The 14,823-nt window shown below is 60.9% G+C and carries 15 protein-coding genes and 1 pseudogene; 12 read left to right on the top strand and 4 right to left on the bottom strand.

All coding sequences use genetic code 11. The features are described 5' to 3' along the window. The first annotated feature begins 43 nt into the window (after positions 1-43). Positions 44-931, top strand: a complete 888-nt coding sequence (locus PspCFBP13508_RS23130; protein WP_137215787.1) for an alpha/beta hydrolase — start codon at positions 44-46, stop codon at positions 929-931. On the opposite strand, the gene PspCFBP13508_RS23135 is transcribed toward PspCFBP13508_RS23130, so the two are convergent. After that, positions 900-1,883, bottom strand: coding sequence for a GlxA family transcriptional regulator (locus PspCFBP13508_RS23135; protein WP_137215788.1), 984 nt, complete (start codon positions 1,881-1,883; stop codon positions 900-902). The two genes, PspCFBP13508_RS23130 and PspCFBP13508_RS23135, sit on opposite strands and share 32 nt — an antisense overlap. 89 nt (positions 1,884-1,972) lie before the next feature. Between PspCFBP13508_RS23135 and inhA the strand changes: the two genes are divergently transcribed. Beyond that, positions 1,973-2,659, top strand: coding sequence for an isonitrile hydratase (gene inhA, locus PspCFBP13508_RS23140; RefSeq protein ID WP_137215790.1), 687 nt, complete (start codon positions 1,973-1,975; stop codon positions 2,657-2,659). Between the two features lie 17 nt (positions 2,660-2,676). Here inhA and PspCFBP13508_RS27735 read toward each other — a convergent pair. Next, positions 2,677-2,769 (bottom strand): annotated as a pseudogene (locus PspCFBP13508_RS27735) (metal ABC transporter ATP-binding protein); the annotation flags it as partial. Between the two features lie 99 nt (positions 2,770-2,868). On the opposite strand from PspCFBP13508_RS27735, the gene PspCFBP13508_RS23150 reads away from it, so the two are divergent. Further along, a complete protein-coding gene (locus PspCFBP13508_RS23150) occupies positions 2,869-3,660 on the top strand; it encodes a CPBP family intramembrane glutamic endopeptidase (protein ID WP_137215791.1) in 792 nt (263 codons plus the stop codon). Between the two features lie 102 nt (positions 3,661-3,762). Further along, positions 3,763-5,328, top strand: a complete 1,566-nt coding sequence (locus tag PspCFBP13508_RS23155) for a PAS domain-containing methyl-accepting chemotaxis protein (RefSeq protein ID WP_137215792.1) — start codon at positions 3,763-3,765, stop codon at positions 5,326-5,328. Between the two features lie 204 nt (positions 5,329-5,532). Here PspCFBP13508_RS23155 and PspCFBP13508_RS23160 read toward each other — a convergent pair whose 3' ends face one another. After that, complete coding sequence (locus PspCFBP13508_RS23160; RefSeq protein ID WP_024012339.1) at positions 5,533-5,886, bottom strand: hypothetical protein; 354 nt, start codon at positions 5,884-5,886, stop codon at positions 5,533-5,535. 1,203 nt (positions 5,887-7,089) lie between these two features. Further along, a complete protein-coding gene (locus PspCFBP13508_RS23165) occupies positions 7,090-7,770 on the bottom strand; it encodes an alpha/beta family hydrolase (protein WP_137215794.1) in 681 nt (226 codons plus the stop codon). A 90-nt stretch (positions 7,771-7,860) separates the two neighbouring features. On the opposite strand from PspCFBP13508_RS23165, the gene ccoN (PspCFBP13508_RS23170) reads away from it, so the two are divergent. The 8 genes from ccoN (PspCFBP13508_RS23170) (at position 7,861) to ccoP (PspCFBP13508_RS23205) (ending at position 14,758) form a co-directional block, all read left to right on the top strand. Further along, positions 7,861-9,285 (top strand): cytochrome-c oxidase, cbb3-type subunit I, encoded by a 1,425-nt coding sequence (gene ccoN / locus PspCFBP13508_RS23170; protein ID WP_024012337.1) that lies wholly within the window; start codon positions 7,861-7,863, stop codon positions 9,283-9,285. Positions 9,286-9,295: 10 nt separating this feature from the next. Next, positions 9,296-9,904, top strand: a complete 609-nt coding sequence (gene ccoO / locus PspCFBP13508_RS23175) for a cytochrome-c oxidase, cbb3-type subunit II (protein ID WP_003223389.1) — start codon at positions 9,296-9,298, stop codon at positions 9,902-9,904. A gap of 3 nt (positions 9,905-9,907) precedes the next feature. Continuing rightward, positions 9,908-10,105, top strand: coding sequence for a cbb3-type cytochrome c oxidase subunit 3 (locus tag PspCFBP13508_RS23180; RefSeq protein WP_016773878.1), 198 nt, complete (start codon positions 9,908-9,910; stop codon positions 10,103-10,105). Then, positions 10,102-11,055 (top strand): cytochrome-c oxidase, cbb3-type subunit III, encoded by a 954-nt coding sequence (gene ccoP / locus PspCFBP13508_RS23185; RefSeq protein ID WP_137215796.1) that lies wholly within the window; start codon positions 10,102-10,104, stop codon positions 11,053-11,055. The genes PspCFBP13508_RS23180 and ccoP (PspCFBP13508_RS23185) overlap by 4 nt, the downstream gene beginning before the upstream one ends. A 481-nt stretch (positions 11,056-11,536) precedes the next feature. Further along, a complete protein-coding gene (gene ccoN / locus PspCFBP13508_RS23190; protein WP_024012334.1) occupies positions 11,537-12,979 on the top strand; it encodes a cytochrome-c oxidase, cbb3-type subunit I in 1,443 nt (480 codons plus the stop codon). After that, the gene (gene ccoO, locus PspCFBP13508_RS23195; RefSeq protein ID WP_007917161.1) at positions 12,979-13,587 is read left to right on the top strand and encodes a cytochrome-c oxidase, cbb3-type subunit II; all 609 of its coding nucleotides are present in this window, start codon (positions 12,979-12,981) and stop codon (positions 13,585-13,587) included. Before ccoN (PspCFBP13508_RS23190) ends, ccoO (PspCFBP13508_RS23195) begins: the two co-directional genes overlap by 1 nt. Before the next feature lie 5 nt (positions 13,588-13,592). Further along, positions 13,593-13,778, top strand: a complete 186-nt coding sequence (locus tag PspCFBP13508_RS23200; protein WP_016775513.1) for a CcoQ/FixQ family Cbb3-type cytochrome c oxidase assembly chaperone — start codon at positions 13,593-13,595, stop codon at positions 13,776-13,778. Further along, positions 13,775-14,758, top strand: a complete 984-nt coding sequence (gene ccoP, locus PspCFBP13508_RS23205) for a cytochrome-c oxidase, cbb3-type subunit III (RefSeq protein ID WP_137215797.1) — start codon at positions 13,775-13,777, stop codon at positions 14,756-14,758. Before PspCFBP13508_RS23200 ends, ccoP (PspCFBP13508_RS23205) begins: the two co-directional genes overlap by 4 nt. Positions 14,759-14,823: the final 65 nt, after the last annotated feature.

The following is a 14,823-nucleotide window of genomic DNA, read 5'->3' on the forward strand; positions in this document are numbered from 1 at the left end:
GATGGTCTAGGGTTTGGAAGACGTTTGCACGGAGTTGTCAGTCATGATTCAGTCAGTCCTCACCCCTTTTCTGACCATCGCCTACGAACAGCATGGCCCTGCCGGCGGCGACTCGGTGATTCTGCTCCACGGCTTCCCCTACTCGCCGCGCACCTTCGACGAAGTCGCCCCGGCGCTGGCCGCGCAAGGCTATCGCGTCATCGTGCCGTACTTGCGCGGTTATGGGCCGACCCGGTTCAACAGTGCGCAAACCCTGCGCTCGGGCCAGCAAGCTGCGATGGCGCAGGACCTGCTCGATCTGATGGACGCGCTGGGCATCGAACAGGCCATGCTTTGCGGCTATGACTGGGGCGGTCGGGCGGCGTGTATTGTCGCGGCGTTGTTTCCGGCGCGAGTGCGCGGGCTGGTCAGCGGCGACGGCTACCTGGTGCAGGACATCGCCCATGCGAACCAGCCGTTGGACCCCGAAGACGAGCATCGGCTCTGGTATCAGTACTATTTCCACACGCCCCGTGGCGCCGAGGGTCTGAGGCAGAATCGCCGGGAGTTGTGCCTGTTGCTCTGGCGGCTGTGGTCGCCGACATGGGCGCGCAAGGACGAACGCTATCCGCTGACCGCACCTGCTTTTGATAATCCTGATTTTGTCGACGTGGTGATTCATTCCTATCGGCATCGCTTCGGATACGCCTCGGGGGATCCGGCCCTGGAGTGGATGGAAGAAGCGCTGGCCATACAGCCGGTGATCAGCGTGCCGAGCATTTCGCTGTGCGGCGCCGATGATGGCGTCGGCCCGCCTTCGCTGACTGATGAAGATGCCGGGCATTTCAGCGGTTTTTACCAGCGGCGCGTGCTCGCGGGCGTCGGCCACAACCTTCCCGAAGAAGCGCCGCAGGAAACCCTCAAGGCAATACAGAATCTGTTGCAACGCTGACCGAAAAGCGCTCGCGATAAGCCTGCGGTGTCACGCCAATCGCTCGGAGAAAACTGCGCCGCAGCGTCTCTTCACTGCCAAACCCGCAATTGGCGGCGATGCGTTTCACCGGCAGGCCGGTATCGCTGAGCAGTCGCCGAGCGGTTTCGACGCGGATCAGTTCGATCGCCCGCGCCGGGGTCTGGCCGGTGTTGGCGCGGTAGTGGCGGATGAAGCTGCGTTCGCTCATGCCGGCCTGTTCGGCGAGGGTCGGGATGCCGAGGTCGCAGGTCAGGTTTTCGGCGATCCAGGCGTGCAGTTCATCGAAGCGGTTGCCCTGTTGTTGCAGCGACAGCGTCACGCTGAATTGCGACTGCCCGCCCGGGCGTTTCAGGAAGACGACCAAGTGCCGGGCGACGTCGAGGGCGATGTCGCGGCCGAGGTCTTCTTCGACCATGGCCAGCGCCAGATCGATACCGGCCGTGACCCCGGCAGAAGTCCATACCGGGCCGTCGTTGATGAAGATCGGGTTGGCCTCGACGCGCAGATTGGGATGTTGCGCGGCCAATTGCTCGCAGCGCGTCCAGTGGGTGACCACGCGGCGACCATCGAGCCAGCCGCTGGCCGCGAGCAGAAAGGCCCCGGTGCACACCGAAGCCACGCGCCGGCAATGAGTGCCGTGCTCGCGCACCCAGCCAACCAGTTGCGAGTCTTCGGCGGCGGGATAAATGCCCCAGCCGCCGGCGATGATCAAGGTATCGCTGGGCGTTTGCGGCAACGGTTCGGCCAGCACCGCCAGACCCGCCGATGACATCACCGCCCCGCCGCCGCTGGCGATCACGCTCGGCGCATACGGCACCGACATTCCGCGCTGGCGGGCCAGATCGTTGGCCGAGGCGAACACCTGCAACGGCCCGGTAACATCGAGAATCTGCATGTTGGCGAACGCGAGGACGTGAATGGCTTTGGGCATTTGGCGTAATTCGTGGGTTGATTGGCGTATGCGCCAGAACCTACCCGCCTACAGTGAAGTCGTCCACTTCTTTCAACGGAGCCACAACGATGACGCTGCAGATCGGTTTTCTGTTATTCCCGCAGGTTCAGCAACTCGACCTGACCGGCCCTTACGACGTGCTCGCCTCGTTGCCCGGCGTGCAGGTGCATCTGGTCTGGAAGGACCTGATGCCGGTGACGTCCAGCACCGGCCTGCTGCTGAAACCGACCACGACGTTCGACGATTGCCCGGATCTGGATGTGATCTGCGTGCCAGGCGGTGGCGGCGTCGGGCCGTTGATGGAAGACCAGCAGACGCTGGATTTCATCAAACGCCAGGCCGCGCAGGCACGTTATGTGACCTCGGTGTGCACCGGCTCGCTGGTGCTCGGCGCGGCGGGTCTGTTGCAGGGCAAGCGGGCGACCACGCATTGGGCGTATCACCAGTTGCTGCCGACGCTGGGAGCAATTGCGGTGAAGGATCGGGTGGTGCGCGACGGCAATCTTTTTACCGGCGGCGGGATCACCGCCGGGATCGATTTTGCCTTGGTGCTCGCGGCGGAACTGGTCGATGCCGACACGGCGCAACTGGTGCAGTTGCAACTGGAATATGCCCCGGCACCGCCGTTCAATGCCGGCAGTCCGGATGTGGCGCCAAGTGCGGTGGTCGATGAAGCGCGGTTGCGCGCGGCGCCTTCGTTGAAGCTGCGCACCGAGATTACCGAACGCGCGGCCGCCAAACTGGGCCTGCGCTGATCTTCAGCCGAATGCAAAACCTGTGGGAGCGAGCCTGCTCGCGAAAGCGGAGTGTCAGTCGCCAGTGACGTCATCTGCAAAACCGCTTTCGCGAGCAGGCTCGCTCCCACATTTGATTTGTGTCGGGCATGACTGCCACACCTTCACTTGTCCCACTTCCCTCGCCCGTGTAGAAAGCCCCTTCCAGAAATCTCGCACAAGGACTTTCGATGAAGGCGCTGCCCTGGCTCTATCTCGCGCTGCTCGGCCTCGGTTACGGATTGGCCCTGAGCTACGGCCAGCTCGGTTGGCTGGCATTGATCTCCGTGGGGCTTCTGTTGTTCGCCGCGTTCGCCGTGCGCCAGCAACAAGTACCGTTTGCGCGCTGGCTCGGCCATGGCCTGTTCATTGTTCTGGCCGTGGCACTTGCGCTGCACTGGCTGCCGGGCTTCGCCAACGGCCGGGTGATCAATCCGCAACGTTTCACTGACAACGCGGTGCCGTTCGCGATGTATTTCAATCTGGATAAACCGCTGGTGGGCTTCTGGTTGCTGCTGGTTTGTCCGTGGATTGTCGCGCGGCGTTCGTTGCGCCTGACGGTCTATGCCACCGCCCTCGCCCTGACGCTGTGCGCGATTCTCGCCCTCGGCGGCGCATTGTTGCTCGGCGTAATCGCCTGGGCGCCGAAGTGGCCGGATCAGGCCTGGCTGTGGGTGCTGAACAATCTGCTGCTGGTGACGCTGGTCGAGGAAGCGCTGTTTCGCGGCTATATACAGGGCGGGCTGAGCCGTCGCTTCAAGCACCTGCCCTACGGCGACAACCTCGCGCTGCTGTTGGCCTCGCTGCTGTTTGGTCTGGTGCACGCCGGCGCCGGCTGGACCTGGGTGTTGCTGGCGGGACTGGCCGGGGTCGGCTATGGTCTGGCCTATCGTTTCGGCGGACTGGGCGCGGCGATCGCCACCCATTTCGGCCTGAATCTGTTGCACTTCGGCCTGTTCACCTATCCGATGCTGGCCAGTTGACGCAAGCGCGGTTTTGCGACGGCGTACTTGAATCTGAAAAAAAACTTCAATAAAAACCTGTCAGCGCCGACAACCTTTCAAAGCCTTGCGGATTGAAAAACCATGCGTAACAACCAGCCCATTACACAACGCGAGCGGACCTTTCCAGCTCAGCAACGGTTGATTTCCACCACCGATGCCAAGGGCGTGATCACCTACTGCAACGACGCGTTCGTTGAAATCAGCGGATTTTCGCGGGAGGAACTGATCCGGGCGCCGCACAATCTGGTCCGTCACCCTGACGTGCCGTCGGCGGTGTTCTCGCACATGTGGGGCACATTGAAACAAGGCTTGCCATGGATGGGCATTGTCAAGAATCGCTGCAAATCCGGTGACCACTACTGGGTTAACGCCTACGTCACGCCGGTGTTTGATGGCAGCCAGGTGGTCGGCTACGAGTCGGTGCGCGTCAAGCCCACCGCCGAACAGATCCGCCGTGCCGAAGCGCTTTACCAACGCATCAACCAGGGCAAGTCGGCGATTCCTTCGACGGACAAATGGCTGCCGATCCTGCAGGACTGGCTGCCGTTCATTCTGGTCAGCCAATTGAGCTTCATGATCGGCGCGACGCTGAACTCGCAATGGGGCTTTGCCCTCGCCGCCGGTTTGTCGGTGCCGCTGGGCCTGATGGGCCTGCAATGGCAGCAACGCGGGCTCAAGCGCCTGCTGCGCCTCGCCGAGCAGACCACCTCCGACCCGCTGATCGCGCAGATGTACACCGACAGCCGTGGCGCGCAGGCGCGTCTGGAGATGTCGATCCTCAGCCAGGAAGCGCGCCTGAAAACCTGCCTGACTCGCCTGCAGGACACCGCCGAACACCTGACCGATCAGGCCAAACAGTCCGACGCCCTGGCGCACAACAGCTCGACCGGCCTGGAACGCCAGCGCGTGGAAACCGAACAGGTCGCCACCGCCGTCAACCAGATGGCCGCCACCACCCAGGAAGTCGCCAGCCACGTACAGCGCACCGCTGACGCCACCCAGGAAGCCAACCGCCTGACCGGCCGTGGCCGCGACATCGCCGGGGAAACCCGCGAAGCGATCCAGCGGCTGTCCGTCGTCGTCGGTGAAACCGGCCTGACCGTGACGCAACTGGCCAAGGACAGCGACGAAATCGGCGGCGTGGTCGACGTGATCAAAGGCATCGCTGACCAGACCAATCTCCTCGCCCTCAACGCTGCGATTGAAGCGGCGCGTGCCGGTGAAATGGGCCGTGGTTTTGCGGTCGTGGCTGACGAAGTTCGTCAACTGGCGCAACGCACCAGCGAATCCACCGGGCAGATTCACGCGCTGATCGCCAAGTTGCAGCAGACTGCCTCCAGCGCCGTGCAGACCATGGAAGCCGGGCATCGCCAGGCCGAAGAAGGCGTGGCGCGGGTACTGGAAGCCGACCAGGCGTTGGTCGGCATCAGCGAAGCGGTGGCCAACATCACCGACATGACCACGCAGATCGCGGCGGCGACGGAAGAGCAAAGTGCCGTGGCTGAAGAAATCAGCCGCAACATCAGCAATATTTCGGAGTTGGCGGATCAGACCTCGGAACAGGCGCATAACTCGGCGTTGCTCAGTGAAGAGCTGACGAAGACGGCCAGCACGCAGTATTCGTTGGTGGCGCGGTTTAACCGCTGACTGGAAGGCTGGAATGAAAAAACCCGGATGGCGTGAGCTTCCGGGTTTTTGTTGCTTGTCTGAAAGTGATGGTACTTGGCAGACCGCTTTCGCGAACAAGCTCGCTCACATATTGGAACTGCTTGGGACCACAGTTTTGTGTCCGACGACAATCCCCCTGGGGGAGCGAGCCTGCTCGCGAAGAGGCCATTACAGCCAACGAAATTATTGAGGCAACTTCAGCTTATCCAGCAGTCGATTGACCAACAGTTCGTTGAGCATGATCACCTGTTGCAGCGCCAGCAGTGGTTTGCGTTCCGGGCCGCCTATTGAGTTGGCGATGTTACCGGCCATGGCATGGGCGTAGGAAAGCGACTCGCAGGCTTCGACCAACAGGGTTTCGTCATCCAGCGTGGGGTCGACAACATAAACCGGGCGATATTTTGGCGAACTTGGCGGAGCTGCCAGGTCTTCAGGTTTGAGGTAGTAATCGAGGGCGCGGTCGGTGGCTTCCTGGATTTTTTGCGGGTCGAGTGCGCGGTCGTGGGAGGGTGGCGGGTTGGGGGTGACTTTGAACATGATGAAACTCCTATTGCAGATTCAAGGAGCCATCACCTTCGCTACCAAACGAGGGTGGCGGCCATACGCGGGTTGGTAGACCGGCTGCAATAGGAACCCGGCGCCCGCGAACGAGCCCCACGCATGACCACCATATAAACCGAGCCCCCAAAAAAAGGACGGTCTGAAGGCGTAGACATACGGCCATTACAGACGGGCTACCAAACCCGATCACTGCTTTTTGTCAGTGACCGAGAAACGATATAGCCAACCTCATAGCGCGTAAGCCGGCGGATTCTGGCGTAGGCGTAGGCAATGGCGCAAGGAGTTGTAGCCGGGATGGCGTAACGGGTCGTGTAGTTTAAACGTGGGTATTTGATGATGTTTAAGTGCAGGGATTGCCTCTGACAGTCAGGTGGTTTGAGGTCGTCTGGAAGAGAGCTTTCGCGAGCAGGCTCGCTCCCACATTTGGATCGGGTATATCAGTGGGGGATTGGTCGACTTGGAGGCTGCCATCGCTGGCAAGCCAGCTCCCACAGGGATTGAGTCCGGCCGGTAGATAGTGGTCGGCTGTCAGGCCGCCTTCGCGAGCAAGCTCGCTCCCACAGAAAAGCAAAACAGCGCAGCTGCCCGCGGTAAAGCCGCACCACTCAACAATGAGCGTTAGCTCGAGTGCTCTCCCACAGGGATTGAGTCCGGCCGGTGGATAATGGTCGGCTGTCAGGCCGCCTGCGCGAGCAGGCTCGCTCCCACAAAAAGCAGAAAAGCAAAGCAGCGCAGCTGCCCGCGGCGAAGCCGCACCACTCAACAATGAGCGCAAGCTCGAGTGCTCTTGATCTTGATCCACCGGCGACGTCGGAAGGCTGAGTGGAGGGATTGATCCGGGGGTGGGAGCGTAGCGACCGTCTGGCGCAGCCAGACACAGCGGAAGGAGGTGCAGCGAAGCAAACCGGAGCCGCTGCGCCCGGATCGATCCCGGAGCGAAGGAACCCGAGATTGCGAGGGCCGAACGTAGGAGCTAGCGTTTTTTGCTTACTTTTTTTGGCGCTTGTAAAAAAGTAAGTCGCCGTCAGGCGAAACCGCCAGCCGCAGCTCCCGAAGCAACGGATATGCCCCCAAAAGCAAGATCAACAGCTACCCCCTCACCCCAGCCCTCTCCCCCATGGGGGCGAGGGGAAAGGGAGCAGACCTTCATGCAGCGCAAAACCCCGGCCCGACTCAAAATCAGTCACGGAGAAATTCAGCCACCTTCTGCGCAGCACCCGCCAAATGATCGGAGTGCGTAAAGCCAGAAGCCTTGAGCGGCTTCAAATCATGATCCCCCGCCACCAACCAAAACACCTCAATCCCCGGCGCTAACGAATACCCCTCAACCGCCTCGCGATTCCCCAGAGCATCCCGCTCCCCCTGCACAATCAACGTCCGCGTCTTCAACCCAGCCAAATGCTCAACCCGCGGCTTCTCCGGCTTCCCCACCGCATAAAACGGATACCCCAGACACACCAACACATCCACCCCCAACTCATCCGCCACCAGACTCGCCATCCGCCCGCCCATCGACTTGCCGCCAACCGCCAAAACCCCAGCGACATGACGCCGCACAAGCGCAAACACCTCCCGCCAGCAATCCAACAGTTTCGGCGCAGGATTCGGCGGCCGCTTCACCCCATCCACCCGCCGCTGCGCCATATACGGAAACTCAAACCGCAACACGTTGACCCCAAGCCCGGCAAGGCGCCCAGCCATGTCGTTCATCCAGTCGCTATCCATCGGCGCCCCCGCCCCGTGCGCCAGAATCAGCGTTGCTGAAGCCTCACCAACAGCGGCATCCCAAAGCCACCCATGATCGAGCACACACTGCGCCCATTGATCCCCGTCAATACTGGCCTTGTGCTGTTTGTCCATGCTTGCCTCGCTTTTAGTCTGCCTATAACTCCAGGCGAAGGATTCGCGCCGTTTGCGCGCTCACTTCGGCTGAACCGTGGATGGGGAACCATGAACACTTCTATCAGTACCGCCTACAACTACAAGGTGGTCCGCCAATTCGCCATTATGACGGTGGTGTGGGGCATCGTCGGCATGGGCCTCGGGGTTTTTCTCGCGGCGCAATTGGTCTGGCCGGAACTCAACTTCAATTTGCCCTGGACCAGTTTCGGCCGTCTGCGCCCGCTGCACACCAACGCGGTGATCTTCGCCTTTGGTGGCTGCGCGCTGTTCGCCAGTTCTTTCTATTCGGTGCAACGCACCTGCCAGACACAATTGTTCGCGCCGCAAATCGCCGCGTTCTGCTTCTGGGGCTGGCAGCTGGTGATCCTGTTGGCGGCGATCAGCCTGCCGCTGGGTTACACCAGTTCCAAGGAATACGCCGAACTGGAATGGCCGATCGACATCCTGATCACCATCGTCTGGGTCGCCTACGCCATCGTGTTCTTCGGCACGATCATGCAGCGCAAAACCAAACACATTTATGTGGGCAACTGGTTTTTCGGCGCGTTCATCATCACCGTGGCGATTCTGCACATCGTCAACAACCTTGAGTTGCCGGTGAGTTTCACCAAGTCCTACTCGGTGTACGCCGGTGCAACCGACGCGATGGTGCAATGGTGGTATGGCCACAACGCTGTGGGCTTTTTCCTCACCGCCGGCTTCCTCGGCATGATGTATTACTTCGTGCCGAAACAGGCCGAGCGTCCGGTGTACTCGTATCGCCTGTCGATCGTGCACTTCTGGGCCTTGATCACCCTGTACATCTGGGCCGGCCCGCACCACTTGCACTACACCGCGCTGCCGGACTGGGCGCAGTCGCTGGGCATGGTGATGTCGCTGATCCTGCTGGCACCGAGCTGGGGCGGCATGATCAACGGCATGATGACCCTCTCGGGCGCCTGGCATAAGTTGCGCAGCGACCCGATCCTGCGCTTCCTCGTCGTGTCGCTGGCGTTCTACGGCATGTCGACCTTCGAAGGGCCGATGATGGCCATCAAGACCGTCAACGCCCTCTCCCACTACACCGACTGGACCATAGGCCACGTTCACGCCGGCGCCCTCGGCTGGGTGGCGATGATCTCGATCGGCGCGCTGTATCACATGATCCCGAAAATCTTCGGCAAAGCGCAGATGCACAGCGTCGGTTTGATCAACGCGCACTTCTGGCTGGCGACCATCGGCACCGTGCTCTACATCGCTTCGATGTGGGTCAACGGCATCGCCCAGGGTCTGATGTGGCGCGCGGTGAACGAGGACGGCACGCTGACTTACTCATTCGTCGAAACCCTGGTGGCCAGCCATCCGGGCTTTGTCGTGCGCCTGATCGGCGGGGCGATTTTCCTCAGCGGCATGTTGCTGATGGCTTACAACACCTGGCGCACCGTGCGGGCCTCGCAGCCTGCTGATGTCGTTGCTGCCGCGCAGATGGCCTGAGGAGTCCGCCATGAAACACGAAACGATTGAAAAGAACGTCGGCCTGCTGATGCTGCTGATGGTGTTCGCCGTGAGCATCGGCGGCCTGACCCAGATCGTCCCGCTGTTCTTCCAGGACGTCACCAACAAACCGGTGGAAGGCATGAAGCCCTACACCGCGCTGCAACTGGAAGGCCGCGACATCTACATCCGCGAAGGCTGCGTCGGTTGCCACTCGCAGATGATCCGCCCGTTCCGCGCCGAAACCGAACGCTACGGGCACTACTCGGTTGCGGGCGAAAGCGTTTGGGACCACCCGTTCCTGTGGGGTTCGAAACGTACCGGTCCTGACCTCGCCCGGGTCGGCGCGCGCTACTCGGATGACTGGCACCGCGCGCACTTGTACAACCCGCGCAACGTCGTGCCGGAGTCGAAGATGCCGGCCTATCCGTGGCTGGTCACCCAAGCGGTCGACAGCAGCCACACCGAAACCAAGCTGAAAACCATGCGCACTCTCGGCGTGCCGTATACCGACGACGACATCAGCGGCGCGGTCGCCAGCCTCAAGGGCAAGACCGAAATGGACGCCCTCGTTTCCTATCTGCAAGTGCTCGGCACTGCAATCAAGAGCAAGAGGTGAGCCATGGTCATTGAAATGAGTGCAGGCCTGATCCGCGGCCTCGGCACGGTCGTGGTGTTCGTCGCCTTCGTCGGTTTGACCTTGTGGGTGTTCAACCGCAAGCGCACGCCGGAATTCGCCGAAGCACGCCTGCTGCCATTCGCCGACGAACCACTACCCGAAACAATTTCAGCCCCTGAAACAAGGAGTACCCGGCCATGACCACCTTCTGGAGTACGTGGATCTGCGTACTGACCATTGGCAGCCTGATCGGCCTGACCTGGCTGCTGATCGGCACGCGCAGGGGCGAGACCAAGGGCAGCGTCGACCAGACCATGGGCCACAGCTTCGACGGCATCGAGGAATACGACAACCCGCTGCCGCAGTGGTGGTTCATGCTGTTCGCCGGCACGCTGGTGTTCTCGGTGGGTTATCTGATTCTGTATCCGGGCCTGGGCAACTGGAAAGGCATCCTGCCCGGTTACGAGGATGGCTGGACCGGCGTGCACGAATGGGAAAAGGAAATGAACAAGGCGGACGCCCGGTTCGGGCCGATCTTCGCCAAATTCGCGGCGATGCCCCTGGAAGAAGTGGCCAAGGATCCGCAGGCGCTGAAAATGGGCGGTCGACTGTTCGCCTCCAATTGCTCGGTGTGCCATGGCTCGGATGCCAAGGGTGCGTTCGGCTTCCCTAACCTTGCTGACAGCGACTGGCGCTGGGGCGGCGATGCCGAGACGATCAAGACCACCATCATGGGTGGGCGGATGGCGGCAATGCCGGCCTGGGGCGAAGTGCTCGGTGAGGCTGGGGTGAAAAACGTTGCCGCGTATGTGCGCCACGAACTGGCCGGCCTGCCGCTACCCGCCGACAGCAAGGCGGATCTGCAAGCCGGGCAGCAAGCGTTCAGCACCACTTGCGTTGCCTGTCATGGCGCCACCGGCCAAGGCACTGCGGCGATGGGCGCGCCAAACCTGACCCATCCGGCCGGCTTCATTTATGGCACCAGCCTGACCCAACTGGAACAGACCATTCGCCATGGTCGTCAGGGGCATATGCCAGCGCAAAACGAATTGCTAGGCAACGATAAAGTGCAATTGCTTGCTGCTTATGTGTACAGCCTCAGCCATGGATTGAACACAGAAAAACTGATAACTGAAGACAGCAAGAAATAGCAATTGCGTACACCACTGCCGCAGCTTTCTCGCTGCGGCAGTTTCCCGCCCCTTTGCGACGCATTGTCGCACCCCTTGGATCCTCTCCTTTCGGAACCCCGGATTCGGGTCTACGCTTCATCGAAGCGGACCGGCTGAAGTCGGTTTCCAGATCAATCCCGAACGATGCGCGCCGTGAACCGGCTGATGGACTCGCCGCAAACGCAGGCAGATAACGGCTGTTGCGCCGATTGCCCGCAATTCCCCGATCACGACCTGTGAACGGGCACCGTTGACGGCGATCCGGATTGCGAGCTTTTTACGCGCACTGCGACATTTTGTCAGAGGCCATTTTTGACCCTACGCGGCGCATGGAAAGGCCGCAGAATCAGCGTTGGAAAGCATTGACCCAGGTCATGGCGCGTTGCAATGACCCCCTGCTTTATACATACTTGCGGCCGATTTTATCCCTATAAAAATACCCAAACCGTGGAACCTTAGAATGAGCACAGCAATCAGTCCGACTGCTTATAACTATAAGGTAGTCCGCCAGTTCGCCATCATGACGGTGGTCTGGGGGATCCTTGGCATGGGGCTCGGTGTCTTCATCGCCTCGCAACTGGTCTGGCCGGAACTGAACTTCGGTCTGCCGTGGACGAGCTTTGGACGCTTGCGCCCGTTGCACACAAACCTGGTGATTTTCGCCTTCGGCGGTTGTGCACTGTTTGCCACTTCCTACTATGTCGTGCAACGAACCTGCCAGACGCGACTGATTTCCGACAGCCTCGCTGCCTTCACCTTCTGGGGCTGGCAAGCGGTCATCGTCGGCGCCATCATCACCTTGCCGCTGGGTTACACCACCACCAAGGAATACGCCGAGCTGGAATGGCCGATCGCGATTCTGCTGGCGATTGTCTGGGTCACTTACGGTCTGGTGTTCTTCGGCACCATCACCAAGCGCAAAACCAAGCACATCTACGTTGGTAACTGGTTCTACGGCGCATTCATCGTCGTCACCGCGATGCTGCACATCGTCAACCACATGTCGCTGCCGGTCAGCCTGTTCAAGTCGTATTCGGCCTACTCCGGTGCCACTGACGCGATGATCCAGTGGTGGTACGGCCACAACGCGGTGGGTTTCTTCCTGACCACCGGTTTCCTCGGGATGATGTACTACTTCGTGCCGAAACAGGCCGAACGTCCGATCTACTCCTATCGTCTGTCGATCGTGCACTTCTGGGCGCTGATCACTCTGTATATCTGGGCCGGCCCGCACCACCTGCACTACACCGCCCTGCCGGACTGGGCACAATCGCTGGGCATGGCGATGTCGATCATTCTGCTGGCGCCAAGCTGGGGCGGCATGATCAACGGCATGATGACCCTGTCGGGCGCCTGGCATAAGTTGCGCACCGACCCGATCCTGCGCTTCCTCGTGGTGTCGCTGGCGTTCTACGGCATGTCGACCTTCGAAGGGCCGATGATGGCGATCAAGACCGTCAACTCGCTCTCGCACTACACCGACTGGACCATCGGCCACGTACACGCCGGCGCCCTCGGTTGGGTAGCAATGATCTCGATCGGCGCGATCTACCACATGATCCCGAAACTGTTCGGCCGGGCGCAGATGCACAGCACCGGGCTGATCAACGCGCACTTCTGGCTCGCCACTATCGGCACCGTGCTTTACATCGCCTCGATGTGGGTCAACGGCATCACCCAGGGCCTGATGTGGCGTGCAATCAACGATGACGGCACCCTCACCTACTCGTTCGTCGAAGCGCTGCAGGCCAGCCACCCGGGCTTCATCGTCCGTGCGCTGGGCGGTGCTTTCTTTGCCAGCGGCATGCTGCTGATGGCTTACAACGTGTACCGCACCGTTCGTGCGTCGGATCCGGTTGAAGCCGAAGCCGCCGCCAAGATTGCCGTCGTTGGAGCTCACTGATGAAGCATGAAGCTGTCGAGAAGAATATTGGCCTGTTGGCCTTCTTCATGGTCATCGCCGTCAGCGTCGGTGGCCTGACCCAAATCGTTCCACTGTTCTTCCAGGACGTCACCAACAAGCCGGTCGAGGGCATGAAGCCACGTTCGGCGCTGGAACTGGAAGGCCGCGACGTGTACATCGCCAACGGTTGTGTCGGCTGCCACTCGCAGATGATCCGCCCGTTCCGCGCTGAAACCGAACGCTACGGCCACTATTCGGTTGCCGGTGAAAGCGTCTGGGATCACCCGTTCCTGTGGGGTTCCAAACGTACCGGTCCGGACCTGGCCCGTGTGGGCGGTCGTTACTCCGATGACTGGCAACGTGCGCACTTGTACAACCCGCGCAACGTGGTCCCCGAGTCGAAAATGCCGGCTTACCCGTTCCTCGTGGAAAACAAGCTCGACGGCAAGGAAACCGCGAAAAAAATGGAAGTCTTGCGCACCCTCGGCGTGCCGTACACCGACGAAGACATCGCCGGTGCACAGGATGCCGTGAAGGGCAAAACCGAAATGGACGCGCTGGTGGCCTATCTGCAAGGCCTGGGCACCATCATCAAAAGCAAACGGTGAATCTGATGGATATCGGGATGATTCGAGGCCTGGGCACCGTGGTCGTGATGGTGGCCTTCATCGGTCTGGCCTTGTGGGTGTTCAGCCCCAAGCGCAAGTCGGAATTCGACGACGCGACCATGCTGCCTTTTGCCGATGATCCCGAAGCCATCAAGCACGTCGAGCAAGCTTCTAGGAGTAACAAAGAATGACTACATTCTGGAGTCTGTACGTCACAGTCCTCAGTCTCGGTACGATCTTCGCCCTGACCTGGCTGCTACTGTCGACCCGCAAGGGCCAGCGCAGCGAACAGACGGACGAGACGGTCGGCCACTCCTTCGACGGGATCGAGGAGTACGACAACCCGCTGCCGAAATGGTGGTTCATGCTGTTCGTCGGCACGATCATTTTTGCTCTGGGTTATCTGGTGCTGTACCCGGGTCTGGGCAACTGGAAAGGTCTGCTGCCGGGCTACAACTATCTGGATACCGAGAAGCAGACCGCGTTCGCCAACGGCCAGACCGGCTGGACCGGCGCCCACGAGTGGGAAAAGGAAATGGCCCGTTCGGACGCCCGCTTCGGTCCGATCTTCGCCAAGTTCGCGGCGATGCCGATCGAAGAAGTGGCCAAGGATCCGCAAGCACTGAAGATGGGCGGCCGTCTGTTCGCGTCCAACTGCTCGGTGTGCCACGGTTCCGACGCCAAGGGCGCCTATGGCTTCCCCAACCTGACCGACGCCGACTGGCGCTGGGGCGGTGAGCCGGAAACCATCAAGACCACCATCATGGGCGGCCGCCACGCGGTGATGCCGGCGTGGGCTGAAGTGATCGGTGAGCAAGGCGTGGCTGACGTAGCCGCCTTCGTGGTGACCAATCTCGACGGGCGCAAACTGCCGGAAGGCACCAAGGCCGACCCGGCCAACGGCCAGAAACTCTTCGCCGCCAACTGCGTCGCTTGCCACGGCCCTGCCGGTAAAGGCACTCCGGCCATGGGCGCGCCTGACCTGACACACCCGGGCGCATTCATTTACGGCTCGAGCTTCGCACAACTGCAGCAGACCATCCGCTACGGCCGTCAGGGCCAGATGCCGGCGCAGGAACAACTGCAGGGCAACGACAAGGTTCACTTGCTGGCAGCGTATGTCTACAGCTTGTCGCATGGGGAAAAAGCACCAGAGGCGCAGGCCGAGTAAGGCCAACGCTTGAAGTATGAAAGGCCTCGCCAATGCAAATTGGCGGGGCCTTTTCATGAGCGGAA

The organism is Pseudomonas sp. CFBP13508, from assembly GCF_005233515.1.
GTDB lineage: Bacteria > Pseudomonadota > Gammaproteobacteria > Pseudomonadales > Pseudomonadaceae > Aquipseudomonas > Aquipseudomonas mercuritolerans.